The organism is Sporomusa malonica, from assembly GCF_900176355.1.
GTDB classification, from domain to species: Bacteria; Bacillota; Negativicutes; order Sporomusales; family Sporomusaceae; genus Sporomusa; species Sporomusa malonica.
The window spans coordinates 1-25378 of the sequence record NZ_FWXI01000007.1 but is presented as its reverse complement, the minus strand read 5'-3'; the positions used below and the strand labels follow the sequence as shown (position 1 = coordinate 25378).

Here is a 25378-nt window from a genome sequence, read left to right as displayed (position 1 = left end):
GAATTATGGCAAAAGCAATACTAATGCAAGGCAACAATGCTTGTGCCGAAGGCGCACTGGCGGCAGGAGCCCGGTTCTTTGCCGGCTATCCTATTACTCCTTCGACAGAAGTAGCAGAAACACTGGCCAAAAGACTCCCGCAAGTCGGAGGGACGTTTATCCAACTGGAAGACGAAATTGCCAGTATGGCTGCGATTATCGGTGGTTCTCTGGCAGGGGCGAAATCGCTGACCGCGACAAGCGGCCCCGGTTTTTCATTAAAACAGGAGTTAATCGGCTATGCGTCAATGGCTGAAGTGCCTTGTGTTATTGTAAATGTACAACGTACCGGCCCCAGTACTGGACAACCCACTTCCCCGGCACAGGGCGACATCATGCAAGCCCGCTGGGGCTCACATGGCGACAGAGGTGTGATTGCGCTTAGCCCGTCAAGTGTCCCGGAATGTTTTCATGTAACGGTAGAGGCCTTTAACCTTGCCGAAAAATACCGTACGCCGGTAGTACTGCTGCTTGACGAAATTGTTGGGCATATGCGGGAAAAGTTCGTTATGCCGGATATGGATACAGTAACCGTCATCGGCCGGAAAAAGCCAACCCTACCACCTGGTGAGTTCCTGCCCTTCAAACCTGATGCAGATGGCGTACCACCCATGCCTGCTTTCGGCGAAGGCTACCGGTTCCACACCACCGGCCTAATTCATGATTATACTGGCTTTCCTACCGGCAGCAATGAAGTTACCCACGAAGTGATTGACCGGTTACATACCAAAATAAAGAATCATGTGGATGATATCGTAAAATACGAAGATTTCCAGCTGGAAGATGCGGAAGTTGCAGTTATTGCTTTCGGCGGTACTGCACGCAGCGCATACGCAGCGGTTGAAAGCGCCCGCGAACAGGGAATAAAAGCAGGCCTATTCCGGCCAATCACCATCTGGCCAATGGCTGAGAAGCAAATCAGCACTATAGCCCAAAAAGTAAAAACCATTATCGTGGCAGAAATGAATTATGGACAATATGTAGGAGAAGTTCGCCAGATAGTTTGCGCTAAAACCAATGTCGTTTCGTTGGCAAAATGGAACAATGAACCCATTACTCCCGACGAACTTCTGGCAGCTATTAAAGCAGCCCGATAATAAGGAGGGAACATCGTAATGGAAAAACTAATTGAAAAATATTTCCGGCCTAAACTTCCGCATATCTGGTGTCCAGGCTGCGGCAATGGGATTGTAACCGCAGCGGTAGTCAAGGCCATTGATAAACTAGGCTTAGACCAGGATAAAACCTCTATTGTATCCGGCATTGGCTGTTCTTCCCGCGCCTCCGGCTACCTTAACTTTGATACCCTGCATACAGCGCACGGGCGCGCCATTCCTTTCGCTACCGGCGTAAAGCTGGTAAAACAGGATCATCACGTAATTGTGCTGACCGGAGACGGGGATGCTACCGCGATTGGCGGCAACCACTTCATCCATGCAGCCCGCCGTAACCTGGACATAACAGTTGTTGTGTTCAACAACAACATCTATGGCATGACTGGCGGTCAGTTTTCACCTTTAACCCCGCATATGGGCAAAGCTACTACGGCTCCTTATGGCAATACCGATAGACCGTTTGATTTGTGCGAGCTTGCCAGAGGCGCCGGCGCAACCTTCATCGCCCGGGCAACCACTTTCCACGCCACACTGCTTGCAGACGTAATTGCCAAAGGTCTTGCTCATAAAGGCTTTTCGCTTATTGAAGCAATTACCGCCTGCCCGATTTCCTTCGGGCGCCAGAACAAGATGGGTTCCCCGGCAAACATGATCAGATGGCAGCGGGATCATGCCATTATGATCGACGCTGTGTCCAAACTGACTCCCGAACAGTTGGCTGATAAGTTTACTATCGGTGTATTGCATCAGGCAGAAGCACCTGAATATGTAACCGAATATCAGAAGGTAATCAAACAGGCGATGGGGGGCAGGGAATAATCATGTTGCAGTTTCGATTAAGCGGTTCCGGCGGACAAGGCTTAATATTAGCCGTATTATCCTGGCAGAAGCGGCGATCAGAGATGGCAAGGAAGCCATTCAGTCCCAGTCCTATGGACCGGAGGCAAGAGGCGGTTCCAGCAAATCTGAAGTCATTATCAGCGATAAGGTTATTCGTTATCCCAAAGTGTTAAGCCCTGATTTTTTGCTGGCTATGACCCAGGAAGCACTTATTAAATATTGCTCAGACCTTAACAGCCGCAGTATCGTTGTTGTCGACAGCACCTTTGTCAAGGAAGTGCCTGATAACCTTAAACAGGTTTACTCAGTGCCGATTACCCAAGTGGCTAAAGAGCAATTGGGCCGCGAATTGTTTGCAAATATAGTTGCCCTGGGGGCTATTGCCGAACTCACCAAAGCTGTTAGCCGCAGTGCGCTGGAAGAAGCCGTACTGGCGCGTGTACCCAAAGGAACCGAAGAGGCAAACAGAAAAGCACTGGAATTGGGCATGTCCTTAGTTTCAGAACAGTAAACCCTCCCAAGAGGATTACCCTGTATGGAAACGGAATTATATACAGTCCGGGAACTAACCCGGACTGATTTCCGGCTAACATCAATGAAGAAATGTGTTTACTTTTTTATCTCGAAAAGACTGATTATTCATTCTTTAGAGGCAATACCCAGCGAGTCTACACCTGTTCGGCGAATTGCTAAAGCAGGTGGTAAAAATACAACATAAATATAAAAGGAGATGGAACAGTGCAAAACGAGTCTTTTTTTAAACGCTATGGCTTAGTGCTTGGATTCCTGGTTTTGCTAGGCATTCTGGCCCTGCCGACACCGGAAGGGTTACCAACTGCAGGTCACAGAATGCTCGGAATTTTATTGTTTTCCGTTATTGTCTGGATGTCGGACTCAATTTCCTACCCGGTAAGCGCCGCTGTCATTATGGGTTTAATGTCAGTTCTGCTTGGCACAGCGCCGGATGTAGCCAACCCGAAAGTTATCTTAGGGACAAGCAAGGCGCTCACTATGGCGCTAGGTGGTTTTAGCAACACGGCGTTTGCCCTGGTCGCAGGTGCTTTATTCCTGGCTGTGGCCATGACCCAAACCGGGCTTGATAAACGAATTGCCTTATTTGTACTATCCAAGATTGGCGCCAAAACCAATCGCGTATTAATCGGAGTTATTATTGTCGGCTTTATTCTCAGCTTCTTCGTCCCCAGCACTACCGCAAGGGTATCATGCATGGTTCCCATCGTTATGGGCATCATATCCGCCTTCGGTGTTAACAAAAAAAGCAGCTTTGCAGCAGTAATGATGATCGCAACAGCGCAAGCCGACAGCCTCTGGAATGTGGGCATTAAAACAGCGGCCGCACAAAACATGATCGCCGTTGGCTTTATAAAATCCCAGTTAGGAGTTGATATTTCCTGGATTGACTGGTTTATTGCCGCCGCTCCCTTCTCGGCAATTATGTCGGTAATCCTCTATTATGTCCTCATGAAACTTATGCCACCGGAAACCAATGAAATTGCCGGCGGCAGCGAGACGGTAAAACGCCTGCTTACAGAAATGGGACCTATGTCAACCGCCGAGAAAAAATTGCTGTGCATGTCCTGTACCCTCCTGTTCCTGTGGGCGACTGAGAAAATTCTGCATAACTTTGATACCTCAACAACGACCATTGTTGCCATTGCCCTCATGCTGCTGCCCGGGATTGGCGTCATGAACTGGAAGGACGCTCAGCCTAAGATTAACTGGGGTACCATTATCTTGTTTGGTGTGGGTATAAGCCTTGGATCTGCCTTACTGTCCACTAAAGCCGCCGCCTGGCTGGCCAAGATTATCGTGAGCACTATTGGTCTGCAAGCCATGCCTGCTTTAACAATTCTGGCAGTTTTGGCCGCCTTCCTGATTATTGTCCATCTTGGCTTTGCCAGCGCTACCGCTTTAGCTGCCGCCATGATTCCTATCGTTATCTCCATCCTCCAAAGCGTCAAAACACCAGGCATCAATATCGTCGGACTGACCATGATTCTTCAGTATGTTGTCAGCTTTGGCTTCATTTTACCGGTAAACGCACCACAAAATATGATCGCGTATGGAACCGAAACCTTTGAAGTAAAGGATTTTATCAAAACCGGTATTCCTTTAACCATCATTGCCTATCTCCTGATTCTGTTGATGGGGGCAACTTATTGGAAGTGGCTCGGTTTAGTCTAGCTAATATAACCGGATATCTAAAGAAAATCTGCCGATACAAGTTTATCGGCAGATTTTTCTTTATCCTCTTATCGCAAGCCCATCAGCGTTTTTAATTCCTTGACTTTATTCCGGCTGACCGGTACTTCCTCTGCTTTGAAATCATCCATGCGGAGCTGGTAGGAGCCATGAAACCACGGGATTATTTCCAGAACCTTATTCAAGTTAACCAAATATTGACGATGCACCCTGTAAAAATTCGGTTCAGCTAATATTTTTTCTATTTCCTGCATGGCCAGAGTAGCAACATATTCTCCGTCTTTCGTGCGAATGAAAACATCTTTATTTTGAACATAGATAAAAACAATTTCCTGTTTATCCAGCGGAATAATTTTACCGTTCCTAAGAATACAAATCTTTGCAGTACAAGGTTTTTCCGGCAAAATTGTCCTCTGAACTATGGACCGGATTTTTTCCAGCACTTTGGCCAGGCTGCTTTGGGTAATGGGTTTTGTAATATAGCCTACTGCCGAGGTTCCAAATGCCTCCAGCGCATGTTCCGGAAACGCTGTGATAAAGACTAACAGCGGCGGCCGGTGCAATTGGGTTAACTTTTGCGCTAACTCCAGTCCGGATATCCCCGGCATCTTGATATCCAGAAAAACCAAATCACATGTTGTTTGACTAATATGAGCCAACGCATCAAACGCGTTTGAAAATTTCGCAACAACGTCGATGTCTGCTTCCTTTTTCAAGAGATATTCGATTTCATCACAGATCAGTGCTTCATCATCAACTACAATGGCTTTCATTTTCATAGACTTCCACCTCTCTTGTATAAGGTATTCTAATGATTGCCCACGTACCGCTGCCTGGCTGGCTTTCAAGACGCAGGCCATACGCATCACCGTATATCCCTTTCAGACGTTGATGTACGTTTTGCACACCGATCCCTTCCGTATCGGCGGAAAATAGCTGTCGGATTATTGCCGGTTCTATGCCAACACCATTATCAAAGACAGATATTTGGACGAAATCCTCCTCCCGGCAGGCTTTAATTACAAGCTGACCTGCTGAAAGCTTGGGAAAAAGACCATGCTGAATAGCATTTTCCACCAGAGGCTGCACAGACAAAACAGGAATACGCGTTTTCAAAACAGCTGCTTCGATATCAAATGTTACCGCAAGACGTGACCCGAAACGTGATTTGGCAATTTCCAGATAGGATTGTACTTTTTCTAATTCCTCTTCAATTGTTACAAAATCGTCATGCTTGGCAAAACTGTATTTCATGATTATCGCCAAATGCTCAAGCAAATTTCGTGCCGTTTCCGGACTGGTACGGCAAAGCGACATAATGATAGTAATCGTATTAAATAAAAAATGAGGATTGATTTGCGCTCTTAGTGCTTTCAATTCGGCCTTTTCCCGCATCTTTTTCTGAGCATCAATCTCTGCCAGTTCAATCTGAACCGACAACAACTCGGCAATACCCCGGGCAAGCTGAATATCCATCTCGTTTACTCCGCCCGCTTGCATCCGCGATAATTTAATGGTACCAACTACAACCCCCTGGGCAATAAGCGGAGCTACAACTCCTGAATGCAAGGGACAATCCGGAACAGGACAGCCACGCTCTTCGTGGGTGTGAATAACAGCGAGTGTCCCCTCCGCGACCGCACGTTTGGTAGATTGCGTAAGTATAGGCTCACCTGCACGGTGATGATCTGACCCCTTACCGATATAAGCCAATATCTTTTCCCGGTCAGTAATGGAAACAGCATCTACTTTTGTAAGTTCGTAAATAATGTTTGCCGTTTCGGTTGCCGACCGGCTGTTTAAACCATGGCGAAGGTAAGGCAGCGTTTTACTGGCAGTCCGCAGCGACAGCTCGGCGGCTTTCGCGGCATGAGCTTCCTGCTGGCTCTGAATATCCTTAATAATAAGCATAAAAGCGACTGTTCCCAGGACTGAAACAAGAGTTGTCGGTATAGCGATTATCTTCTCCATCGCCCAGGCGGCTTCAAAAGGTTTGGCAAAAACCAACACCATTACTTTCTGAATTAATTCTGCCACCAGCGCAATGGCCCCGGCTGTTTTCCAAGTCATATTGTTGAGCCCGATCTTCTGGCGCATTATTCCCGCAAATAGCCCCCCCAACGCTGTGGCGACGCCGCAGGTCTCGGCGGTAAAGCCGCCAAGCAGATACCGGTGGAAGCCGCTTATCAAGCCAACACTGAACCCAACTATCGGGCCTCCCATAATGCCACTCATCAGAGTACCGATGAGCCGCGTATTAGCCCAGGCACCCTCAATCGGAATTCCGTTATAGGTCCCCAGGATGGATAGTATGGAAAAAATAACGGTTAAAACAAACCAATGCCTTATATTCATTGGCAGGTTTACACAGCTGGCAATAAACCTGCTTCGGCCAAGTAAATAGGCAACCAGCGCTATTAATGCCATGTCCCCCAACAAGTTTAAAACAATGTCCAAGTTCAAAAAATCCACAGGATTCCTCCATACATAAAATAAAGAATAGACTTCTTTAAAATTAAAAAAAATCCTGCAAGCACCTCATTTCAAGGTGTTGCAAGATTTGGTAAGACTCTGTTGCAGGCCTCCACTTCCGAACAAAGAGCCCCAACGCCTGCACTGCGCAAGGGTTGAGGCTTTGGTTCATTGTTACTGGATTATTTACCATTCAGTACGGATACTCAAATCCGCTCTTTGTTGTGCGTCACCGATTCTGAATAACCGGTAAAGGATATACAGAACAGCATACCAGACAGGGGCAACATATAATGCTACCAGATTATCATGGTCATACCCCATTCCGAGCGTCACCGCAAGCATAAATGCCCCAACCACATAATTAGCATATGGATAACACGGCATAGGATATTTCAGATTGGCAATTTGCTCACTGGTCAGGCTTTTCCGCCACTTGTACTGAATATACATAATTAACGACCAGGTCCACATACAACCGGTTGTCGTGATGGCTGACATGTAATAAAAAACGTTGTCAGGCGAGATATAGTTTAAATAAACGCCAATCAAACAAAACGCACCGGAAAACAGAATACCGTTAGCAGGAACCTGGCTGGCAGAAAGCTTACCGAGAAAAGCAGGAGCCTCATTGCGTAGTGCCAGACCATAAAGCATCCGTCCGCAAACATAGATGCAGCTATTCAGGCAAGAGGCTGCCGAAGACAGAATGACCAGGTTGATAATCGAAGCCGAATAAGGAATGCCTGCCTTTTCAAAGATCATTACAAAGGGGCTAACACCTTTCGGCAGGGTTTCATAGGGGAATATCGATAAGATAGCCACCATGGATCCAACATAGAAAATCAGCACCCGCCAGAACACTTTATCAATGGCCGATTTGAGCGAGCGCTCAGGATCAGCCGCTTCGCCGGCTGTGATCCCAATAAGCTCCACGCCGGAATAAGCAAACACGACCATAACCAAGGCCATAGCAACACCGGTCCAGCCAAAAGGCATAAAACCACCATGAGTCCATAGATTAGAAAAACCAATTGCCACCCCACCGTTACCAAACCCAAAAAGAATCATTGCAAAACCAACTACCAGCATAGCGACAATAGTAACAACCTTGATTAAAGCAAACCAGAATTCAACTTCCCCATAATATTTGACTGCAATCAGGTTAACAGCCATAATAACACCCAGACAGATGAGTGCCGGTATCCACTGCGCCAGGTCTGGCGCCCAATATTTCATGTACATACTTACGGCTGAAATTTCGCACATAGCCAAAACAACCCATTGATACCAATAATTCCACCCAGTTATAAACGAGACTAACGGTCCGCAGAAAACTCTGGCATAACCGGCAAACGATGATGCTACCGGGTTTTCTACAGCAACTTCACCAAGGGCCCGCAATACGAAATACATGACAACACCGCCGATGGCGTACGCCAACGTAAGAGCTGGACCTGCCATCTTACTTGCCTGCGCAGAGCCCATAAATAAAGCAACACCAATAACACCACCGATAGCAATCAATTGTATATGCCTGTCTTTGAGATCTTTTTTAAGATTTTCTTTTTCCAGGTGTAGCGTATTTGCTTTCAATTTACTCGCCTCCTCTTGTTTTTATATAAAAAAACGCCTGCCAACAACCTTTACGGTTGTCGACAAGCGTCTTTGCTTGCAGCTATTTTGTTAAATTAGTTTTCGGCGGCAGCACGCAGAATACTTTGCTCCAGCACGGTAATACCGCGATCCAGTTGCTCGTCAGTAACTACCAGCGGAATCAACAGACGAATTACATTACTGAAAATACCGGCACTGATTAACATGACCCCTTGCTCTAAACAATATTTCACTACCTTAGCTGTAATATCTTTGGCTGGTTCCTTGGTTTTCCGGTCTTTAACCATCTCAATGCCGATCATGGCACCAATGCCTCTTACATCACCAATCATCGGGCATTGTTCCTGCAGGGCTTTCAGCCTTGCCATAGTTGTGCGGCCAATTTCTTCAGCCCGGTTACAAAGCTTATGGTTCTCAATATATTTGATTGTCTCCAACCCAGCCACACAGGCCAGCGGGTTACCGCCATAGGTGCCGCCAATATTTCCGGCATCTGGTGCATCCATATATTCTGCCTTGCCTGTAATCGCACTTAGGGGAACACCGGCAGCGATTGATTTTGCCGTAGTCATGATGTCCGGCTCTACCCCCCAGTGTTCAACAGCGAACATTTTCCCAGTACGGCCAAAACCGCTTTGGACCTCATCGGCAACAAGCAAGATCCCCTTACTCTCGCAAATGGCCTTGAGTCCTGGCAAGAATTCCGGCGGCGGTACGATAAATCCGCCTTCTCCCTGTACAGGCTCGATAATCATGGCGGCAATATGCTCAGCGTCGATTTCCGCTGTAAAAAACCGTTCGAAGTTTTCCAGACAGTGCATGCCGCATTCCGGATAGGTAGAACAATAATGGCAGCGGTAGCAGTAGGCGGAAGGAACCTTGTAAATCTCCGAGGCCAAAGGCCCAAATCCATATTTATAAGGTTTTACCTTACTAGTCAGGCTCATAGTCATAAAAGTGCGTCCATGAAAAGCAGCTTCAAAAGCAATAATGCCTGTTCGTTTGGTTGCATGCCGCGCAATTTTCACTGCATTCTCGACAGCTTCGGCGCCACTATTGGCAAACATGGTCTTCTTCAAACTGGAACCAGGCATTAGCGAATTCAATTTTTCTGCTAGCTCTACATAAGGTTCATACATGGCAATGGCAAAAAAGGAATGAAGTAATTTGTCTGCCTGCTGTTTTATGGCGTTGACCACTGGCTCGGGACAGTGACCAACATTCAGAACTCCTACACCTGCATAGAAATCTAGAAACTCCCGGCCCTCGACGTCGGTAATGACAACGCCACTGGCCTTTTCCACAAATACTCCTGTAGAGTTGGCAATTCCCCGGGGAACTGCATTGTTTTTTCTCTGTATCAGCGCTGCCGACTTTCCTTGTGTATTACTCATTATAATGTGCCTCCCTGGTATGAATAATCAAAAACGCTGAGTATATATCGGTACGATATACATTCAGCGCCGTTGCTAAATGAACTATTCAGCTTTTGTTTATAGTCAAATAGTACCAGATGCACGATAGTGCGTCTATGTGAGCACTTCACAAACTATTATGTCCAGCTTTGTGAACTATTCATAGCTCGCTGCCCAGTTGTTTGCCGACAATAACCCCTAACTGCAAAGTCAAGCGATCATAGGGATCGCTCAAGTTTCTCCCGGAGATTTCCTCAATCTTTTTTAGTCTGTAATCCAGCGTGTTACGATGAACAAACAGGCGTTTCGCCGTTTTGACAGCATTACAATTCTCCTCGAAATACACAAACAAACTGGACACCAATTCCATGTTGTGCTTGGCATCATAGTCATGGAGCGGTTCAATGACTTCCTGATGATAAGCAGCCAGTTTGTCAGGTTCCATCTCAAAGAGCAGCTTGTAGATACCTAACTGTTCATAGACATAGATTGGCTTAGCCGCAGTTTGATGCGCAGAAAAACGCAGAACCTTAGTGGCCTGAATATAACTTCGCCTGGCATCCTGCAGACCCTCAAATCTGCCACCCAAACTGGCAGCAACTGCTAAGCCTGGTATTTTAGCAGCAAGCCTCTCCAATATTGCTGTTAAAAGCTCACTGTTTTGACGTGATCCTGTAGTATTATCCTCATAGGGCATAAGTAAGATAACATCATCAACCCGCAGCATGGCTGGGATCTTTTGATTGTGTATTGCTAGAACATCACGGACAATTTGCTCAAAACGTATTTTAAGGGCAACCAGGTCTTTTTCAGCCTTTGGTTTTTGACTTTGGATAAATTCGAGTAAGCGGGCAGGACTAACAATGGCTATTTGATAAGGTTTCGTCAAATCATAGCCATAATAAGCTGCCCGCTGAAGGATTTCTTCCGGGTCGGCCGAGGTACGAAACAATAACTGCTCCAAAAAATCGTTGATGGATCGTTCCTCGGTTTGTTTCATAATAATATGTCTGCATATGTCACCGGTAACCTCGACAAGTTTTACCTCCCAGGGTAGTTCAAAAACCGGGAAATTTGCCTGATCTGCCAGACTAATAACCTCAGCAGGAACCTCTTTGATATAGGGCCCGACATTAACAATAATGCCTGCTAGTTTTTTCCTGATAATGCCGCGCACAATATCTTTCAGCTTATGCACTTCACCATTCAAACCGATGCCAGTGATAATCAGCAGCTCGCCTCCCTGTACCCAGGGAATTACATCAGGCAGATCGAGAAAATGCACCCAACGCACCCTACGGTCCAAACCGGATTTTCCCGCAACAAGTGTAAGCTTTTTTAAAGAAGGTAAAGTACATATTTCCTGGCAACTGATCATAACTGGCAGCCTCCTCTCGGTTTGAACTCGGTCTACTCGCTAAAATTTAAAAACAATTAGTTTTTCTTCTGTCATCTCTTTTACAGCATACTGTGGGCCTTCTCTGCCAATACCGCTTTCCTTGATGCCCCCATAAGGCATGTTATCTGTTCTAAAGGTTGCACCATCATTGACGATAACCCCGCCTGTTTCAATCTTCATGGCACATAACCGGGCGATTTCTAAAGAATTGGTAAACACACCGGCCTGCAATCCATATACAGAATTATTCACCATAGCAATGGCTTCCTCAATTGTGTCATAAGGGATAATAGAAAAAATAGGAGCAAAGGCTTCCTGGCAAACGATACTCATATCAGGGCAGACATCGGTTAAGATGGTAGGTTCAAACCAGGCGCCGCGCCGTTTGCCGCCTGTCTGCACCTTGGCTCCCAGGGCAACTGCCGCTTTGACCCATTCTTCGGTTCTGGCTGCCTCTTCTTCACTAATCATAGGACCAATGTCTGTGGCAGGATCAAGTGGATCACCCATAACTACTTTCTGAGCATAGGCTACTGCCTGATCGCAAAATTCATTGTACACACTGCGATGAACATATACTCTTTGACAAGATATGCACACCTGACCTGCATTCGCAAACGCATATTTGGCACATAACCCGGCAGTTGCGGCGATGTCAGTATCATGATGGACGATGTTGGCCGAGTTAGAACCTAATTCGAGTGCTACACGACGGAACCCTGCATTCTTTAGCAAATCTTTGCCGACAGACGGACTGCCGGTAAAGCTGTAGAAGCCAATCCGTTCCTCTTCGGTCAATAGCTTACCCAGTTTAGAGCCTGATCCTGTCAAGAGATTCAGAAAGCCAGCAGGCAGCCCTGCTTCGGCAAAAATTTCGCATAATAATACTGCCGATAAAGGTGTTACTGTAGCCGGTTTGTATATCACCGTATTTCCTGCTGCTAAAGCCGGTCCAATCTTGTGACAAGCTAAATTGAGGGGGAAATTAAACGGGGTAATGGCACACACAATTCCTACAGGCATCCGCATAGTAAATGCCCAGCGATTTTCGCAGCCTGGCGCACCTGCCAGCGGCACCATTTCGCCAGTCATACGTTTTGCTTCTTCGGCAGAAAGGATGAGAGTCTGCTCGGCTCGTGCTACCTCAGCCATTGCTTCCTTCAGCGGCTTCCCCACTTCCTGGGAAAGGAATTCAGCCATTTGCTTTTGCTTCTGTTTGAGCAGTTGACTGGCTTTCATCAATATTTCATACCGTTTGTAAGGCTCTAGCTTTACAGTCTTAAAAGCTTTTTCAGCAGCATCAACCGCTTTTTTCACCTCAGCCTCGCCAGCTGCCGAAATACGGGCGATCTCTGTACCGGTGGCTTTGTTGGTTACACTAATTTTTTCCTCGGTTACATTCCAGGCTCCATCAATAAATAAACCATATTCTTGCATGATATTACCTCCCTCTCCAGATTAAAAATTGAATTGTGCTGCATAGCAATGAAGACTGGAATGTAATGCATATCAATCTACATTACATTCCAGTCTTCATTGACTAATCATTCCTTACCGGAATTACTATGACAGTTTCAGAATAACAAACTTTTCCCGGCCAGTCAACGAAAGCTCCTTGTGAGATATTCACAATTAATTAATTTTAATTTGTGAATATCTCACATTCAATATAGGCACCCTCCCTACGGCTTCCGCTTAATTCCGTATCGCTTCGGCTCATGTATCCTTTATTTACTATTTTAGTTAGACATTGCTAATATATACTGTTATAATTATTAACAAATAATTATAACAGTATATATTGAAAGGGGAGAATAAATTAATGATGTGGAAAGAAAAGTACAAAATAGGAATTCGAACAATAGACGAACAGCATGAAGAACTTTTTTACAGAGTATCCCAGTTTGTAAAATTACTTCACCAGGAAGATCCGTGGCAAGAGAAACTTAGCCAGATAAAAGAAACCATGGAATTTATGCAAAGCTACGTCATTATTCATTTTGACTATGAGGAAGCATATCAAAAAGAAATTAACTACCCTAACCATGAAGGACACCGGAAAATCCATGAAGATTTTAAGCGAGAGATCGGTAAGTATGCTGAAACCTTTGCAACAGAGGGCTATAATGAAGAGTTAGTGCAGCAATTGGGTGGGAAACTAATGACGTGGTTAATCAATCATGTAGTGGCCGATGATCTAAAAATGGCACAATACATCGGTCAGGAGGCTGGTAAGTCATGAAAGCAGAATTTGTAAATCCATTTTTTCAAGCACTTAAAGACGTATTTAAACTAATGCTGGATTTAGAGATTACCAAAAGCTCGTTAGCAGCAAAAAAGGATTTGATATCGGAAAACGAAGTGACTGTAGCCATTAAGCTGACTGGAGATATTTCTGGTTCTGTACTTTTCAGTTTCCCTGAGAGTACTACGCTAGAAATCGTGAAAATAATGTCTGGAATGGAGATGCATAAATTAGACAGTTTTGTAACTTCGGCGTTAGGAGAGGTGTCTAATATCATCAGCGGTAATGCCGTTACATACCTTTCCCAGGCAAATTATCACTGCGATATACTGCCACCTCAAATCGTTATTCGGGAAAATAATTCTACTGCTCTTGATACAGAGCAAACTTTAACGATTCCGTTGCACACATCAATAGGTGGTATAAGATTAAATTTTGCCATTGGCGAAAACAAGTAATACAGAGAGATGAATACGAGGACCGATGCAACAAGGTGACACCACTTTGTTGCATTTCTTTTTCTAAAGTTACTGTAATTAAGGGATACTAAAGGGACAGCAGACTGTGTCCTCCACTTGAAAGAACTACAATACTTGTCCTAGCACTACGGCCATTTTTGTAGAATCATACATTCCATGCTGTTTAATAATATCAGTTATTTTATTTGAAAACCAATTAATATGGCCAAAGAATGCCGTATCTACGGTTTGAATGGCTAATATTATTATTTCCTCATCCAGGGAACGCCTATAGAACGCAGCCAACCCCGCCATAAATAACTGAATCGAAGATAATAAAATCATCATCATAGTATAGCCGAAGGCCGATCCATTAAAAAAATATATGTTAGTAGTCATAAAGTTAACTAAATAGTTCTCTAATATATATTCATATTTGTCATATTCTCTATCAATAAACGTTTCCTTGATGTTCTGGTATTCCGACAAGGAAAAAGTTTTATCATCTATAATGGAGCGAATTTTCCTTAAGTTATCGATGTACTGTCCGGTATAATCATTATCCGCTTCATATGTTCTACTGAGTATAATTTCATGAAAGCTTCCTAATGAATCCCTTATACTCGGTTCTGAGAAGTTTACACTTTCCGCATATTCACTCATTCGAAGAGATTCTTCACCTAAAATGAGCAGCCGTTTTTTTAATGGCAAACATCTATTTTGCAAACCGTTTATGGCATTTGGTAAAAACTCAAAGTACTTTTTTATGCGTTGCATGTCGTATTCATCTGTAGAGGAAAGCTCATAATGGTAGATATTAGGACGTATTAACCCGCTAATCTCTTCCTCACTGAAACTGATTCTGTTTTGGCTAATAATTGTTTTAATTGCTTCACGGCAAACAAAGATTAGCGAAATTTCAATTCCACGTGTACTTAAACCGATTATTCGCGGATAGGTTTTACAGGCATCAGGCAAATACTCGTAACCATATTTGAAATTTATATCGCATAAATTGCTTTTATTTAGAAATGAACATTGATTGCCAGTACATTTTAACTGTCTTACATGATTTTGGCTTATCGTAATATTTCTTTCGATATCGTCAATTCCCTCATTGGCGATTTTTTCAAGAGTGACTTCATCAACTGCAAGGTATGAATCCCATACTTTATTTCTATAACAACAGTAGCCACAGGCACGGCACCTGAAGGCTCTAACATGCGAACCAATCATATTTCCTCCTTCTATTATCTTCCAAGATATTGCTTATTCTTTCTGAAAACATATGTTACAGGTAACTAGTTCCATATGCTTTCTTTGTTTCCTTCTGCCCTGTATCTTTGTAGGAAACAGCACGAACCGTACTCTTATATCTTCTGTTGCCTTACCTCACAAAAGGTGGCATAATTTAATCGTGCAAATTTATCCATCAAACGACTAAGCGCATACTTACAAGACACCTGTGTAAAAAAATATAATTTTTATTGACAGAATACAACTATAAGCGTATAGTTAAATAAACAAAGTTACACTTTAACTTAATATGGTAAATGTGATGAGGGAGAACTTGCGCTCTATGTCGTTTCAGAGAACCGGTGGGTGGTGTGAATCGGTACGATGGGAATGCAAACGTCGCTCCTGAACAGCAAAGCTGAACTGCAAAGTAAGCTGCGCCGGTCTCAGCTCCGTAAGGAGTGCAGTCGTTATTCTGCTAGGGTTGTTTGACCTGATGAGAGATGCAGATAGTTATATCTGTAAAAAGGGTGGTACCGCGAGGATTATCTCTTGCCCCTTTAAGTCTATTTGACTTGAAGGGCAAGAGTTTTTTTATTTTTATAGGGGGTATGGCCATGAGTTACTTGGAAAACTTGGTTTGATTTTGCTTGTCAAACTTCAAAGCCTGGCGTGAGGTTTTTTCATTATCATCCTGCCGATGATGGATTAGCCAAATAATAATGTTTTTAGGAGAGGGTGCATAATTATGAGTAAACTAGCAAATATCGATTGGGATAATTTAGGTTTTAGTTATATAAAAACAGACTTTCGTTATGTTTCTACCTGGAAAGATGGCAAATGGGATAATGGCCAACTTGTAACTGATAATAAACTCTCAATCAGCGAGGCCTCTACCGCATTGCACTATGGACAACAGTGTTTCGAAGGATTAAAAGCCTATAGAACAAAGAATGGGGATATCCAACTTTTCCGGCCTTATGAAAATGCCAAACGGATAAACCTCGGCGCTCAACGTCTGTTAATGCCAGAAATTCCCGAAGATAAATTTGTAGAAGCCGTATTACAGGTGGTACGAGCCAATGAAGCCTATGTTCCTCCCTACGGTTCCGGTGCCACTCTATATATTAGACCATTACTAATTGGCGTAGGAGATAATATTGGTGTTGGTCCAGCTCCGGAATATTTATTTTCTGTTTTCTGCATCCCTGTCGGCCCGTATTTTAAAGGCGGTATGACACCTGTTAATTTTATTGTCTCCGACTTTGATCGGGCAGCTCCCTACGGAACAGGGGCTGCCAAAGTAGGCGGTAACTATGCAGCAAGCCTGTACTCCTATCATTTGGCGAAAAAAAGCGGGTTTGGTGATTGTATCTACCTTGACCCATTGACTCATACAAGAATCGAGGAGGTCGGCTCAGCCAATTTCTTTGGTATTACGTGGGATGATGAATTTATCACACCAAAATCACCCTCGATTTTGCCAAGTATTACGAAATATTCCCTTCTCTATCTAGCTGAAGAATATTTAGGCCTAAAAGTGGCAGAGAGGGACGTTTTGATTGATAATCTAAATGAGTTTAAAGAAGCGGGTGCTTGCGGAACTGCGGCTGTTATTACTCCAATTGGCGGTATCCAATATAAAGATAAATTCCATGTCTTCCATAGTGAAACGGAAGTTGGTCCAAATACTACCAAACTGTACAACACTCTTTGCGGTATTCAATTCGGTGATTTGGAGGAGCCAGCCGGTTGGATTGTTAGAGTCTAAATACTTTCTCCTTGAAAGCTGTAGATACTGCAGTCGACGTTCTTCTCACGGCTGGTAAAATTTCTGACGATCTTAGAAGGTAAGCCAAAAGGACTGAAACCTCTGCCAAGGATTCAGTCCTTTTTTCGCCGTTACTAATGTTAACCTAAGTCAACGGGTCACCCCGTTGACTCGGCTCCAAAACCGAGCATGATGATTTCCCATCACTCGGCTCCTCAGTAATTTGGCCGTATCTTTCGGTACCTCCGACTATCTTTAGATGAGTTGTAGTCGCTTTATCATGACAATGTTTATGAAGAAGCTTAGATTCCATTCGATAACGGTTCTTTCCCGTTAAAGCTATCTTCTTATTGGCAATCGCCAATATATCTTCTTCCTTGAAATATAATCCACAATGAGCGCATTTACCTTGCTGTTTCTTTAATAAACCGGCAAGCTTGTCATTTATCTCTGGATGTCTTCCCATTCGCGTTGCCCAATATATCCAATCACCATCGAACGGACTACGGTTTCCTCGCACCTTGACATGGCGGCGAATTGGCGTTTCATGATGATTTAGCAGCTTATCTGTGTCGTCTGCCTTAAATTCGACTTTTCCGTTCCAGCGTTTCCAGTATCGGCAATAAATCCATTTTTTCGATTTATCTGGATGCCTGTGTTTTGCCTAGGCCCACAGCATTTGAAAGGTTGCGTAATTGGCTTTTGAGAATGTTTGCTTGGATACCACGGTGGAGTAATAATTGCACCATCCTCTAATCGGGTTAAGCGTGTTTATTAGCTTACCTTGACCGTCAGATTTGTGGTTATCAATTATTTCACGCAAACGTTCCAGATGTCTCTGAACACCTTTCTTGCTGGGCTTGATCAATGTTTTAAAGATTATTTGCTTTGGAGCGCCGTTGTATTTTCCTACCGGATACTGGCGAATGGTAAATCCCAGAAAATCAAACCCCGGTTTTGCACCTGAAGGCCCCTGCAGTGTATGGGTAATTTGGGTCTTCTCTGGCTTAAGGCTTAACCCCATATCGGCTAACCAATCTGATACCCTCTGCTTGAGCTGCTCAAGTACCCGCAAATCTCGATGAAGCACTACAAAGTCATCCGCGTAACAGATGACTTTGGGCGTCCAACTCACTTTTCTATCATCAATGATAGCCCACTTGGAAGTGTTGCTTATTATAGCAGTTTCGAGTCCATGTAAGGCGATGTTGGCCAGTACGGGAGATACCACAGAGCCTTGCTGCGTCCCGGTGTTAGTCTTTTGGAAAACGTTCTTGTCTATGATTCCTGCCTTCAGCCACTGTTTTATGATGGTTCTCATTTTGGGAAATGTCTGCAATTTATTTAGCAAAGACCGGTGGTCAATCATATCAAAGCATCTGGCAATGTCTGCATCTAAGACGTATTTAGGCTGATGTACTATACCGGTAAAGATGGCTTGTATGGTATCGTGACAACCACGTCCAGGCCGGAATCCATAACTATTCGTTTCGAATTTCGCTTCCCATTCGGGTTCAATAGCTGTTTGACTACTGCTTGCAGCGCCCTATCCCGAATTACTGGTATCCGTAGCGGGCGCTTCTCGGTTTGTCCCGGTTTTGGTATATATACCCGCCGGACAGGTTCAGGCTTTGGTTAAACTCCAGGCTTTCTGCCAGTTTGATTCTTTCTTTTGGGGTTAACACAACAACTCCATCAATTCCAGGGGTTTTCTTCCCCTGGTTATCTTGTGTTACTCTCCTTGTGGCAAGCAGTCGGCTATACCAGGATTTCATTAGCAGTCTTTGCAGTTTGTGAACCGTATTTCCATCGCCACGCTCAGAGGCTTGGTAAATGCGCTTTTGGAGCTTAAAGACTGCCCTTTCAACTTTCTTCCATGGGATGGTCTTCCATTCATACATCGGTTTTGAGGCCGTGCTCATAACTTGTTGACTCCTACTCAAACTTTACCTTCCAAATTACCCTGTTTACCTCAGGGGTTGGGAATTGAATGATTATTCTCACCCAACATCAAGTATCAAGTTGTCAGGCCAGACGTGAGGAAAGTCTCCTCACACCGGCCTCCCCTCCATCCCCATGAATGGCTTTTGCCACCCAAGTTTCGGAGGAACGGGTCGCACGATACGGTTCTCCGTATCATGCTTAACGGCGAACAAGGAAGAAATCCTGCCAAATCATTGGAAATTTTACCAGGAGTTCTTCTTTTTATTAAGTAAAAATAGTGGCTATTTATTTCAAGCGAGAAAGTTGGACATAAAGACTATTTTTCTTTGTGCATTTCGTGTTGAAAAAAAGACGTTTCGTGTATGCAAATCGTACGTGTAAGTCCAATTTGTTATAATAAAAAGCATAATATCGGTAGTTTTAGATTGTAGCGATTACAATGTGGTGGACGGGGGTAAAGGACCCGCAGAATTAAAGAGCAATAAATAAAAGATTTAACCTAATACAGTATAGGACTAATAATGGAGGTGTAAGCCAATGAATGAACAGAAAAAACCAACATGGAAGGAATTTGAGGCTCAAATTATTGCGAAAGCGCTAAAGGATGAGACTTTCCGTAGGGAACTGATCCAAAACCCAAAAAAAGTGCTGCAACAGGAAATTGACAAGGAGTCTGGTGTAAAGCTGCCCGCTGACTTGGAAGTCAAAATTGTGGAACAGCCAGCCACTACGCTGATAATAGTTTTACCAAGCGTGCCAGTCGGAACCCTAAGCGACAGTGAGCTGGACCAAATCGCCGGGGGAGGAGGAGCCGCATCGTGTGACAATGGTCTTGCCAAGTCGCTGCCTGGGTGTTCGTTCTGTTGGTAAGAAGGAACGTTATAACAAAAAAACTAAGGATTGTGTATGGAAACTGATTTGAGGGGAGGCTGGGACACATATCTTGACAGCTAGTACGGAATATCGTTAAATGTTGAATAATTGGAAATGAAGGTTAACGTATTACAGAATAGGACAAATAATAGAGGTGTAAATAATGAATGAACAGAAAAAACCGACATGGAAGGAATTTGAGGCCCAATTAATCGCGAAGGCGGTGACCGATGAGACCTTCCGTAGGGAACTGATCCAAAACCCGAAAAAAGTGGTACAACAGGAAATTGATAAGGAGTCCGGCGTAAAGCTGCCCGCGGAGTTGGAGGTCAAAGTTATAGAACAACCGGCATCGACGCTGGTAATAGTCTTACCATGTATTCCGGTTGAAACCCTAAGCCATGATGAGCTGGACCAAGTTGCCGGGGGGTCTGTGCCAAATTGTAATAGTGGTTTTGCCAAGAATCCGCCGTATTGTGGCCTTAACCCAGCGTGGGGTTAATGCGTTATGCCAAATTAACAAAAGACTGGCTGCTCCGGGGGTGGAGTGATGAACCGAGAACAATTATTAATTGGACGAACGGCGATTGTCGCAGTCTGTCGGAGCAAGCCTTCTTTGTTGCCCAGGCTTGTGATGGGCTAACGGATTTTCATTCCATTGACGTGCTTCCCCAGCATAATGATTTACTGGATAAAATGATCAAAAGGGGAATGGTGGAGGAATGCGCTCAGGGAGATACTCCAGCAGCTTACCAGTTATACCGGCGGGCTGATAATCCCTATGTAAAAAGTATTCATTGGGCGGTAACCGGACTGTGTAATCTGAAATGCCGTCATTGTTTTATGGAGTGTCCTGAAGGACGCTACGGCGAGCTTCCCTTGAAGGATATTCTGGGTATGATCGTCCAGTTTGTCAGAGCCAATGTTCACCAAGTGGAATTAACTGGTGGGGAACCCTTTCTGCGGCAGGATCTGCCGGAGATTATGTCAGCATTGAGGGATAACCATATAGCTGTGTCTCAAATTTATTCCAACGGGCTTTTAATCACAGATGATATATTGGGTAAAATCAAAGAGTTCGGGTTTTTACCACATTTCCAGATCAGTTTTGACGGTTGCGGTACCCATGATGGGATGCGCGGTCTAAGGGGGATTGAACAGGCTACCGTGCAGGCTATCCGCCGGCTGCGCGCCCATGGTTTTCCGGTTACTATCGCTACCAGCGTAGACCGGACCAATATCGGCGCATTGCCTGAAACCTATGCCTTAATGAAGCAACTTGATATTAAATCCTGGCGGGTCGGTTCTCCGCAAAAGATCGGGGATTGGCGGCGAACTGCCACCGCCCTGAGTCTTGAGGAGCTGATGACAGCCAGCGCACCAATTGCGGCCCGCTGGCTACAGGATGGAAAACCATTTTCCTTGCAATTGGCCAGTTTTACTAAAGCGTGGAAAACCAATAATCAGGAAATGTTTACTCCTGGCAGTTATGACTGTACAGCCTGTAGAGTGGAGACTTCGGTCCTGCCCGACGGTACGGTCATCCCTTGCCCCGGTTTTACGGATACGGTTAGTTACGCAGAAATGCCGAACTTGTTAAACGAATCTTTTTCGAAAATATGGTCGCAATCAACTTTGCGATCGATTATTGACCTGAAAAAAAGTGATATCTTGGCAACCGTTAGCGAATGTGCCACCTGCGAACAATTCAAGATATGCGGCACCGGCTGCCGGGCTGCGGCTGTGATGGTAAACGGTGAGTTAAGGTCTAAAGACCCTGACAGTTGTGAAATATATAAGAAGAACTACTTGCAACGCTTTCAGAAATTGACGGTGTCACTAGTCGATCAAGTCTAAAAAAGCGGGAGTATTGCATTGGCCACCACCTGATATACATCGATACCGAGAAGTCCTGGGCATAACCGTTAGCAAAAAGTGGGGCTTCAATGTCGGCTACTGCCGGGAAGTTATAATACACTTGAATCAAGAAGCCAACCAATAGCCCAAGGCTTGGCAATTGGTTGGCTTCTTGTTCCAGGAGTTATTGTTTTTTCTCCTCCGAATAAGAGGGTTCCTCAATCGGAGCCCTGCCATTAAAACTTTTTAACACTGAGTGGCGGTAAGCACGGCTGACTGGTAGCGCTTCCGGGTATCCCTCAAGATAGGCGTTCATAGTCTTATCTTCTTTTTGCTTAAGGCGGACAAGCAAGCGCGGATTCAGATAATGACTGCGATGGCAGCGTAATAAAAGGCCAGTTTGAATTTTTTCTACAAAATCGTGTAGGCTTCCATGGGTATGGTAAATGTTACCTCCAGCCATCACTCGAACTGTCCGCTCCCCTTTGGTTACGAAACAGCCTGCAATTGACTCCATCGCTATAATCTCCATGCTTTTGCCTTGCCACAATACTATTTTCTCCGAGCAGCTAGCGGCTAATGAAGTTTTCAGAAAAGCTTTTAGCTTTTTTTCTTCAATAGCGTTTTGACCATCAGCCAAGCGATGTGCCAAGCGTTCCAGTGTCTTGCTCAGGCGCTCAGGCTGTACCGGTTTGACCAGATAATCAATGGCATTTAGCTCAAAGGCTTTTACCGCATAATGACTATAAGCCGTAACAAATATGATGGCGGTTGCCGGCAGCAGCGACATTATTTCTGCTGCCGTTTCTAAACCATTTAATCCAGGCATTTCAATATCTAAAAATACGGCATCCGGCGACAGAGTTTCCAATCTTTCCAGGGCTGCAAACGAACTGGTGAACTTTCCGATAATCTCGACTTGACCTTCCAGCCGATAAGCCAGCTCTTCCAAAACACAGCGTTCATCATCAACCAGGACAACCTGTAGCAAGTAAGTCTCCTCCCGCTGACTCCAGTTTCAAGGAAATCGCCAGTATTTGGCGAATATTTGTATATTCTCTAGTAAGTAGTGAAAAGTCCTTGCGTTGATTAAAATTTATTTGTTGAAAGAAGGCAGAGCTGATGAGTTTTTATCTGCAACGCCCAGAATGGCAATTATCGGCAGCACAAGAACAAGAATATCGCGCCAACTGCTGGCGTAGGGATAGTTATGCCGGCGCAATATCCATTTTCATTATTGTGGGGTTATTGTTTTCTACATTTTGGGGCGATATTTTGATAGTCAAATATTATGACTTAGGGATATCCGCCGCTTCAATTTACACCGTGTTTCTGCTTATTGGCTTGCGGGCTTTTGTTACATTATTTACACTAGCATTGGGGATATGGTTGTATAAACATCGTCATCGTCCCCGTTATGAAACCTACGATGTTTTTCTGTTCGTCTGGATGCTGCTCTTGGTGCCGATGATGCTTTTGTCGGAAACAACTAGGCCTACTACATACTACACCGGTTCTATCTTCCATTTGGGCTTGGTTATTATGATGTATATCGTGCTGCCGCAGCAGAATCTTTATTTTCGTACTCTGCCGCCACTTCTATTTACTACTGGCTTTATCTACATTTATTCCAGCATGAAACAACCACCAGCTTACTTTGGGTTTGCCAGTATCTATGCAGTCTTTATTATGGCGAATCTGGTGGGTTTTGTTGTTTCTTATATGACCTTTACCATGGAGCGCCAACGGTTTGCCCTTGACCGGGAAAAAGACCGGCTGGTTTCCCTCCTTGCCCAGGGTAAAGAGGAGCTAGAGCAAAAGAACCGGGAGCTAATGAGAGAGAAAGAATTAGTCGCCAGCTATGAGGCAGACTTACGCAAACAGGAAGTCCAGCGGGAAAAAATGCGAACCCTGCAAGCGCAAATTAAACCACATTTTTTATACAATACCCTTAGCACTATAGCTTATTATTGCAGGAAGCAGCCTGAACAAGCCTATAGCCTGATAGGTGATCTTTCAGTATATTTACAGGGTGCCTTTAAACTGCATACTGAACAAATCAATTTAGAAAACGAATTGCAGCTTGTACGCGCTTATTTGTCCATTGAATCAGCCCGGATGGAAGAGCGACTAAAGACCGAGTTTGAAGTCGAAGGCGATTTTACCGCCTGCCGCTTGCCACCTTTTACCCTCCAGCCCCTGGCGGAAAACGCGGTTCGCCATGGTTTGGCGCCGGTAGTAACAGGCGGCACGCTTAAAATAGTTGCTAAAGAAGAAGCGGATTGTTATTTGTTTGAAGTAATCGATAACGGTACTGGCATTACAGAGGAAAAACAGGCCGACCTTCTTGCACCTCACAAAAGGGACAACGATTCTGGCATTGGTCTTGCTAATGTACATGAACGCTTGATGGGGCTATATGGCAGTGGCCTTCGCATACATAGTCAGGTTGGCAGTGGTACTTCGATCTCTTTTTGTATTTTAAAAAGGACAAAGGGAAATTGATGAACTTAAACTTTCTAGAATATAAAGAACTCTCTTGCGAATAATCTTTGGGATCAATTTTTGACAATCGCTCACCAGCAGAAAAAACACAAGCGATACCCGGGAGGGTGAGCGCATTTTAAAAACCGTCTGACCAGGCAGCTACCTAATTGGAGGATACAAAGGGATACAAAGGGACGGTTCTTCCGTTTCCTAGGCTTTAACTACAATGTTAAATGTAAGTCCACTTATTCGCGCTATTTGTCTGATTGATACCCCTTCACTTGCTTTAAGCTGTCTTAAATATCCATCTCTTTTTGTTTTTTCCATAGTTTGCAATTCACTAGTCTCTATAATTCCCAACACTTGCTTCACAATTTGTTTTGCCTCTTCATCCGTTAATCTAGGTTTGTTCTTTACTTCAAAAAATTTTGCTCCTTGCTCATTCATAAAATCCACAAATATTTCTTTTGCCCTTTCAATGTCTTGCGACAATATCTTAAGAACAAAAGTTGTATCCACTATACGAGGATGCCCTATATATTCGCTATAACTACTCCATGGATACTCGCCTATAACAGGCGTGATATTTGCTTTTATAGGGTTTTGGTGTATATATCGTACTACTGACAATAAATAACTATCATCTTCGATTACTTCACTTTTGTATCTATCTTGAAATAAATGACCAGATCGTTTGTATTTCCAATTATACCAATAAACATAGCTTACTCCTATTCGTTTCATTACGCTTTCCAACGACTCGTTATTCACTTTTATAATAAGGTGAACATGATTATCCATAAGGCAATAGGCAAAAATGTTAAACCCACATTTCTGCTTATAATGCTTTAGAGTATCAATAAACTTGACTCTATTCTTCATCATCCTCAAATATAATTTGTCTGTTTATTCCTCGTAGCATTATATGATATATTCCGCTATTACTTTTCTTCCGGGCAGTTCGCGGCATTTTACTCACCTACTTTAACGCTTTTCCTCTTATTATATCTTATATCACAGAAACAAAGGGGGAAACACAGTAGAGTAGAGGCCTACCTCACGGCGGCCCCCCTCTCAGAACCAGGACGGGCCCTATTAAGGCATCCGGCTCTTCCACAGCGTTCACTTACAGTTAGCCATATATATTCACATAGATTCTTGCCTTAGCAAGTGGGAATCGCTCCTCGATCTTTGCAAACCCATCCCAGTTCAGGCTCTTCTTCTGGCTCCTTCGATTGAGGATCTTAAACAGGTTGCGCCTTACGACATATCGGAATGCTTTGATTCGCTGGAGGTTGTCAGTAATACCGTAATAGCGAAAATGGCCAATTAGTTTGGCGTTTGCCTGCTTAACAAGGTCTCTTATCTCGGTATGCATATTCTTGTG

General features: G+C 44.2%; 23 protein-coding genes, 1 pseudogene and 1 other annotated feature. Of the genes and pseudogenes, 12 read left to right on the top strand and 12 right to left on the bottom strand.

The window, feature by feature from the left end; all coding sequences use genetic code 11:
- The first annotated feature begins 5 nt into the window (after nucleotides 1-5).
- From B9A22_RS09725 to B9A22_RS09705, 5 genes and pseudogenes are all read left to right on the top strand, one after another.
- A complete protein-coding gene (locus tag B9A22_RS09725; RefSeq protein WP_084575540.1) occupies nucleotides 6-1136 on the top strand; it encodes a 2-oxoacid:acceptor oxidoreductase subunit alpha in 1131 nt (376 codons plus the stop codon).
- 18 nt (nucleotides 1137-1154) lie between these two features.
- Nucleotides 1155-1973, top strand: coding sequence for a thiamine pyrophosphate-dependent enzyme (locus tag B9A22_RS09720; protein ID WP_084575539.1), 819 nt, complete (start codon nucleotides 1155-1157; stop codon nucleotides 1971-1973).
- A 2-nt stretch (nucleotides 1974-1975) separates the two neighbouring features.
- Nucleotides 1976-2505, top strand: a pseudogene (locus B9A22_RS09715) (2-oxoacid:acceptor oxidoreductase family protein).
- A gap of 24 nt (nucleotides 2506-2529) precedes the next feature.
- Entirely contained in the window at nucleotides 2530-2712 is a 183-nt protein-coding gene (locus tag B9A22_RS09710; protein ID WP_084575538.1) for a hypothetical protein, read from the top strand.
- Between the two features lie 20 nt (nucleotides 2713-2732).
- Nucleotides 2733-4199: a DASS family sodium-coupled anion symporter gene (locus B9A22_RS09705; RefSeq protein ID WP_245823929.1), complete on the top strand. Its 1467-nt coding sequence runs from the start codon at nucleotides 2733-2735 to the stop codon at nucleotides 4197-4199.
- A gap of 68 nt (nucleotides 4200-4267) precedes the next feature.
- Here B9A22_RS09705 and B9A22_RS09700 read toward each other — a convergent pair whose 3' ends face one another.
- The 6 genes from B9A22_RS09700 to B9A22_RS09675 form a co-directional block, all read right to left on the bottom strand.
- The gene (locus B9A22_RS09700; RefSeq protein WP_084575536.1) at nucleotides 4268-4996 is read right to left on the bottom strand and encodes a LytR/AlgR family response regulator transcription factor; all 729 of its coding nucleotides are present in this window, start codon (nucleotides 4994-4996) and stop codon (nucleotides 4268-4270) included.
- Nucleotides 4971-6689 (bottom strand): LytS/YhcK type 5TM receptor domain-containing protein, encoded by a 1719-nt coding sequence (locus tag B9A22_RS09695; RefSeq protein WP_245823928.1) that lies wholly within the window; start codon nucleotides 6687-6689, stop codon nucleotides 4971-4973. The genes B9A22_RS09700 and B9A22_RS09695 overlap by 26 nt, the downstream gene beginning before the upstream one ends.
- A 186-nt stretch (nucleotides 6690-6875) precedes the next feature.
- Nucleotides 6876-8285: an amino acid permease gene (locus B9A22_RS09690; RefSeq protein WP_084575535.1), complete on the bottom strand. Its 1410-nt coding sequence runs from the start codon at nucleotides 8283-8285 to the stop codon at nucleotides 6876-6878.
- A gap of 95 nt (nucleotides 8286-8380) precedes the next feature.
- Nucleotides 8381-9700: a 4-aminobutyrate--2-oxoglutarate transaminase gene (gene gabT, locus B9A22_RS09685; protein WP_084575534.1), complete on the bottom strand. Its 1320-nt coding sequence runs from the start codon at nucleotides 9698-9700 to the stop codon at nucleotides 8381-8383.
- A 181-nt stretch (nucleotides 9701-9881) separates the two neighbouring features.
- Nucleotides 9882-11099, bottom strand: coding sequence for a PucR family transcriptional regulator (locus B9A22_RS09680; RefSeq protein ID WP_084575533.1), 1218 nt, complete (start codon nucleotides 11097-11099; stop codon nucleotides 9882-9884).
- Nucleotides 11100-11138: 39 nt separating this feature from the next.
- Nucleotides 11139-12557, bottom strand: a complete 1419-nt coding sequence (locus tag B9A22_RS09675) for an aldehyde dehydrogenase family protein (RefSeq protein WP_084575532.1) — start codon at nucleotides 12555-12557, stop codon at nucleotides 11139-11141.
- A 385-nt stretch (nucleotides 12558-12942) separates the two neighbouring features.
- Between B9A22_RS09675 and B9A22_RS09670 the strand changes: the two genes are divergently transcribed.
- A complete protein-coding gene (locus B9A22_RS09670) occupies nucleotides 12943-13362 on the top strand; it encodes a bacteriohemerythrin (RefSeq protein ID WP_084575531.1) in 420 nt (139 codons plus the stop codon).
- A complete protein-coding gene (locus B9A22_RS09665; RefSeq protein WP_084575530.1) occupies nucleotides 13359-13823 on the top strand; it encodes a chemotaxis protein CheX in 465 nt (154 codons plus the stop codon). Before B9A22_RS09670 ends, B9A22_RS09665 begins: the two co-directional genes overlap by 4 nt.
- Nucleotides 13824-13949: 126 nt before the next feature.
- Here the strand turns inward: B9A22_RS09665 and fliB are convergent, their stop codons facing one another.
- The gene (gene fliB, locus B9A22_RS09660) at nucleotides 13950-15059 is read right to left on the bottom strand and encodes a flagellin lysine-N-methylase (protein WP_084575529.1); all 1110 of its coding nucleotides are present in this window, start codon (nucleotides 15057-15059) and stop codon (nucleotides 13950-13952) included.
- Nucleotides 15060-15372: 313 nt separating this feature from the next.
- Nucleotides 15373-15622: a binding site (T-box leader), on the top strand.
- Between the two features lie 185 nt (nucleotides 15623-15807).
- Between fliB and B9A22_RS09655 the strand changes: the two genes are divergently transcribed.
- Nucleotides 15808-16830 carry a branched-chain amino acid aminotransferase gene (locus B9A22_RS09655; RefSeq protein ID WP_084575528.1) on the top strand — a complete coding sequence of 341 codons (1023 nt, stop codon included), beginning with the start codon at nucleotides 15808-15810 and terminating at the stop codon, nucleotides 16828-16830.
- A 664-nt stretch (nucleotides 16831-17494) separates the two neighbouring features.
- Here B9A22_RS09655 and B9A22_RS25815 read toward each other — a convergent pair.
- Together B9A22_RS25815 and B9A22_RS25810 are read right to left on the bottom strand one after the other, a co-directional pair.
- Nucleotides 17495-18349 (bottom strand): reverse transcriptase domain-containing protein, encoded by an 855-nt coding sequence (locus tag B9A22_RS25815; protein WP_245823948.1) that lies wholly within the window; start codon nucleotides 18347-18349, stop codon nucleotides 17495-17497.
- Nucleotides 18350-18386: 37 nt separating this feature from the next.
- Nucleotides 18387-18752, bottom strand: coding sequence for a reverse transcriptase N-terminal domain-containing protein (locus tag B9A22_RS25810; RefSeq protein WP_217805919.1), 366 nt, complete (start codon nucleotides 18750-18752; stop codon nucleotides 18387-18389).
- Between the two features lie 559 nt (nucleotides 18753-19311).
- Here B9A22_RS25810 and B9A22_RS09645 point away from each other — a divergent pair.
- The 3 genes from B9A22_RS09645 to B9A22_RS09635 all read left to right on the top strand — a co-directional run bounded on the left by B9A22_RS09645 (nucleotide 19312) and on the right by B9A22_RS09635 (nucleotide 21504).
- Nucleotides 19312-19644, top strand: a complete 333-nt coding sequence (locus tag B9A22_RS09645) for an NHLP leader peptide family RiPP precursor (RefSeq protein WP_084575527.1) — start codon at nucleotides 19312-19314, stop codon at nucleotides 19642-19644.
- 166 nt (nucleotides 19645-19810) lie between these two features.
- Entirely contained in the window at nucleotides 19811-20149 is a 339-nt protein-coding gene (locus B9A22_RS09640; protein WP_084575526.1) for an NHLP leader peptide family RiPP precursor, read from the top strand.
- Complete coding sequence (locus tag B9A22_RS09635; protein ID WP_084575525.1) at nucleotides 20149-21504, top strand: radical SAM/SPASM domain-containing protein; 1356 nt, start codon at nucleotides 20149-20151, stop codon at nucleotides 21502-21504. The genes B9A22_RS09640 and B9A22_RS09635 overlap by 1 nt, the downstream gene beginning before the upstream one ends.
- 184 nt (nucleotides 21505-21688) lie before the next feature.
- Here B9A22_RS09635 and B9A22_RS09630 read toward each other — a convergent pair whose 3' ends face one another.
- Nucleotides 21689-22495: a LytR/AlgR family response regulator transcription factor gene (locus B9A22_RS09630; RefSeq protein ID WP_084575524.1), complete on the bottom strand. Its 807-nt coding sequence runs from the start codon at nucleotides 22493-22495 to the stop codon at nucleotides 21689-21691.
- Between the two features lie 131 nt (nucleotides 22496-22626).
- Between B9A22_RS09630 and B9A22_RS09625 the strand changes: the two genes are divergently transcribed.
- Nucleotides 22627-24009 (top strand): sensor histidine kinase, encoded by a 1383-nt coding sequence (locus B9A22_RS09625; protein WP_084575523.1) that lies wholly within the window; start codon nucleotides 22627-22629, stop codon nucleotides 24007-24009.
- 192 nt (nucleotides 24010-24201) lie between these two features.
- Here B9A22_RS09625 and B9A22_RS09620 read toward each other — a convergent pair whose 3' ends face one another.
- Nucleotides 24202-24873 (bottom strand): transposase, encoded by a 672-nt coding sequence (locus B9A22_RS09620; RefSeq protein WP_245823947.1) that lies wholly within the window; start codon nucleotides 24871-24873, stop codon nucleotides 24202-24204.
- A 250-nt stretch (nucleotides 24874-25123) separates the two neighbouring features.
- A partial coding sequence (locus tag B9A22_RS09615) for a group II intron maturase-specific domain-containing protein (protein ID WP_281252383.1) occupies nucleotides 25124-25378 on the bottom strand: 255 nt, incomplete at its 5' end.

What these genes read in the sequence shown, in the direction of transcription:
- B9A22_RS09725 (WP_084575540.1), top strand. Translation starts at nt 6, where the DNA reads ATGGCAAAAGCAATACTAATGCAAGGCAACAATGCTTGTGCCGAAGGC.
- B9A22_RS09720 (WP_084575539.1), top strand. Translation starts at nt 1,155, where the DNA reads ATGGAAAAACTAATTGAAAAATATTTCCGGCCTAAACTTCCGCATATC.
- B9A22_RS09710 (WP_084575538.1), top strand. Translation starts at nt 2,530, where the DNA reads ATGGAAACGGAATTATATACAGTCCGGGAACTAACCCGGACTGATTTC.
- B9A22_RS09700 (WP_084575536.1), bottom strand. Translation starts at nt 4,996, where the DNA reads ATGAAAATGAAAGCCATTGTAGTTGATGATGAAGCACTGATCTGTGAT.
- gabT (WP_084575534.1), bottom strand. Translation starts at nt 9,700, where the DNA reads ATGAGTAATACACAAGGAAAGTCGGCAGCGCTGATACAGAGAAAAAAC.
- B9A22_RS09680 (WP_084575533.1), bottom strand. Translation starts at nt 11,099, where the DNA reads ATGATCAGTTGCCAGGAAATATGTACTTTACCTTCTTTAAAAAAGCTT.
- B9A22_RS09675 (WP_084575532.1), bottom strand. Translation starts at nt 12,557, where the DNA reads ATGCAAGAATATGGTTTATTTATTGATGGAGCCTGGAATGTAACCGAG.
- B9A22_RS09670 (WP_084575531.1), top strand. Translation starts at nt 12,943, where the DNA reads ATGATGTGGAAAGAAAAGTACAAAATAGGAATTCGAACAATAGACGAA.
- B9A22_RS09665 (WP_084575530.1), top strand. Translation starts at nt 13,359, where the DNA reads ATGAAAGCAGAATTTGTAAATCCATTTTTTCAAGCACTTAAAGACGTA.
- fliB (WP_084575529.1), bottom strand. Translation starts at nt 15,059, where the DNA reads ATGATTGGTTCGCATGTTAGAGCCTTCAGGTGCCGTGCCTGTGGCTAC.
- B9A22_RS09655 (WP_084575528.1), top strand. Translation starts at nt 15,808, where the DNA reads ATGAGTAAACTAGCAAATATCGATTGGGATAATTTAGGTTTTAGTTAT.
- B9A22_RS25810 (WP_217805919.1), bottom strand. Translation starts at nt 18,752, where the DNA reads ATGAGCACGGCCTCAAAACCGATGTATGAATGGAAGACCATCCCATGG.
- B9A22_RS09645 (WP_084575527.1), top strand. Translation starts at nt 19,312, where the DNA reads ATGAATGAACAGAAAAAACCAACATGGAAGGAATTTGAGGCTCAAATT.
- B9A22_RS09640 (WP_084575526.1), top strand. Translation starts at nt 19,811, where the DNA reads ATGAATGAACAGAAAAAACCGACATGGAAGGAATTTGAGGCCCAATTA.
- B9A22_RS09635 (WP_084575525.1), top strand. Translation starts at nt 20,149, where the DNA reads ATGCGTTATGCCAAATTAACAAAAGACTGGCTGCTCCGGGGGTGGAGT.
- B9A22_RS09625 (WP_084575523.1), top strand. Translation starts at nt 22,627, where the DNA reads ATGAGTTTTTATCTGCAACGCCCAGAATGGCAATTATCGGCAGCACAA.
- B9A22_RS09620 (WP_245823947.1), bottom strand. Translation starts at nt 24,873, where the DNA reads ATGAAGAATAGAGTCAAGTTTATTGATACTCTAAAGCATTATAAGCAG.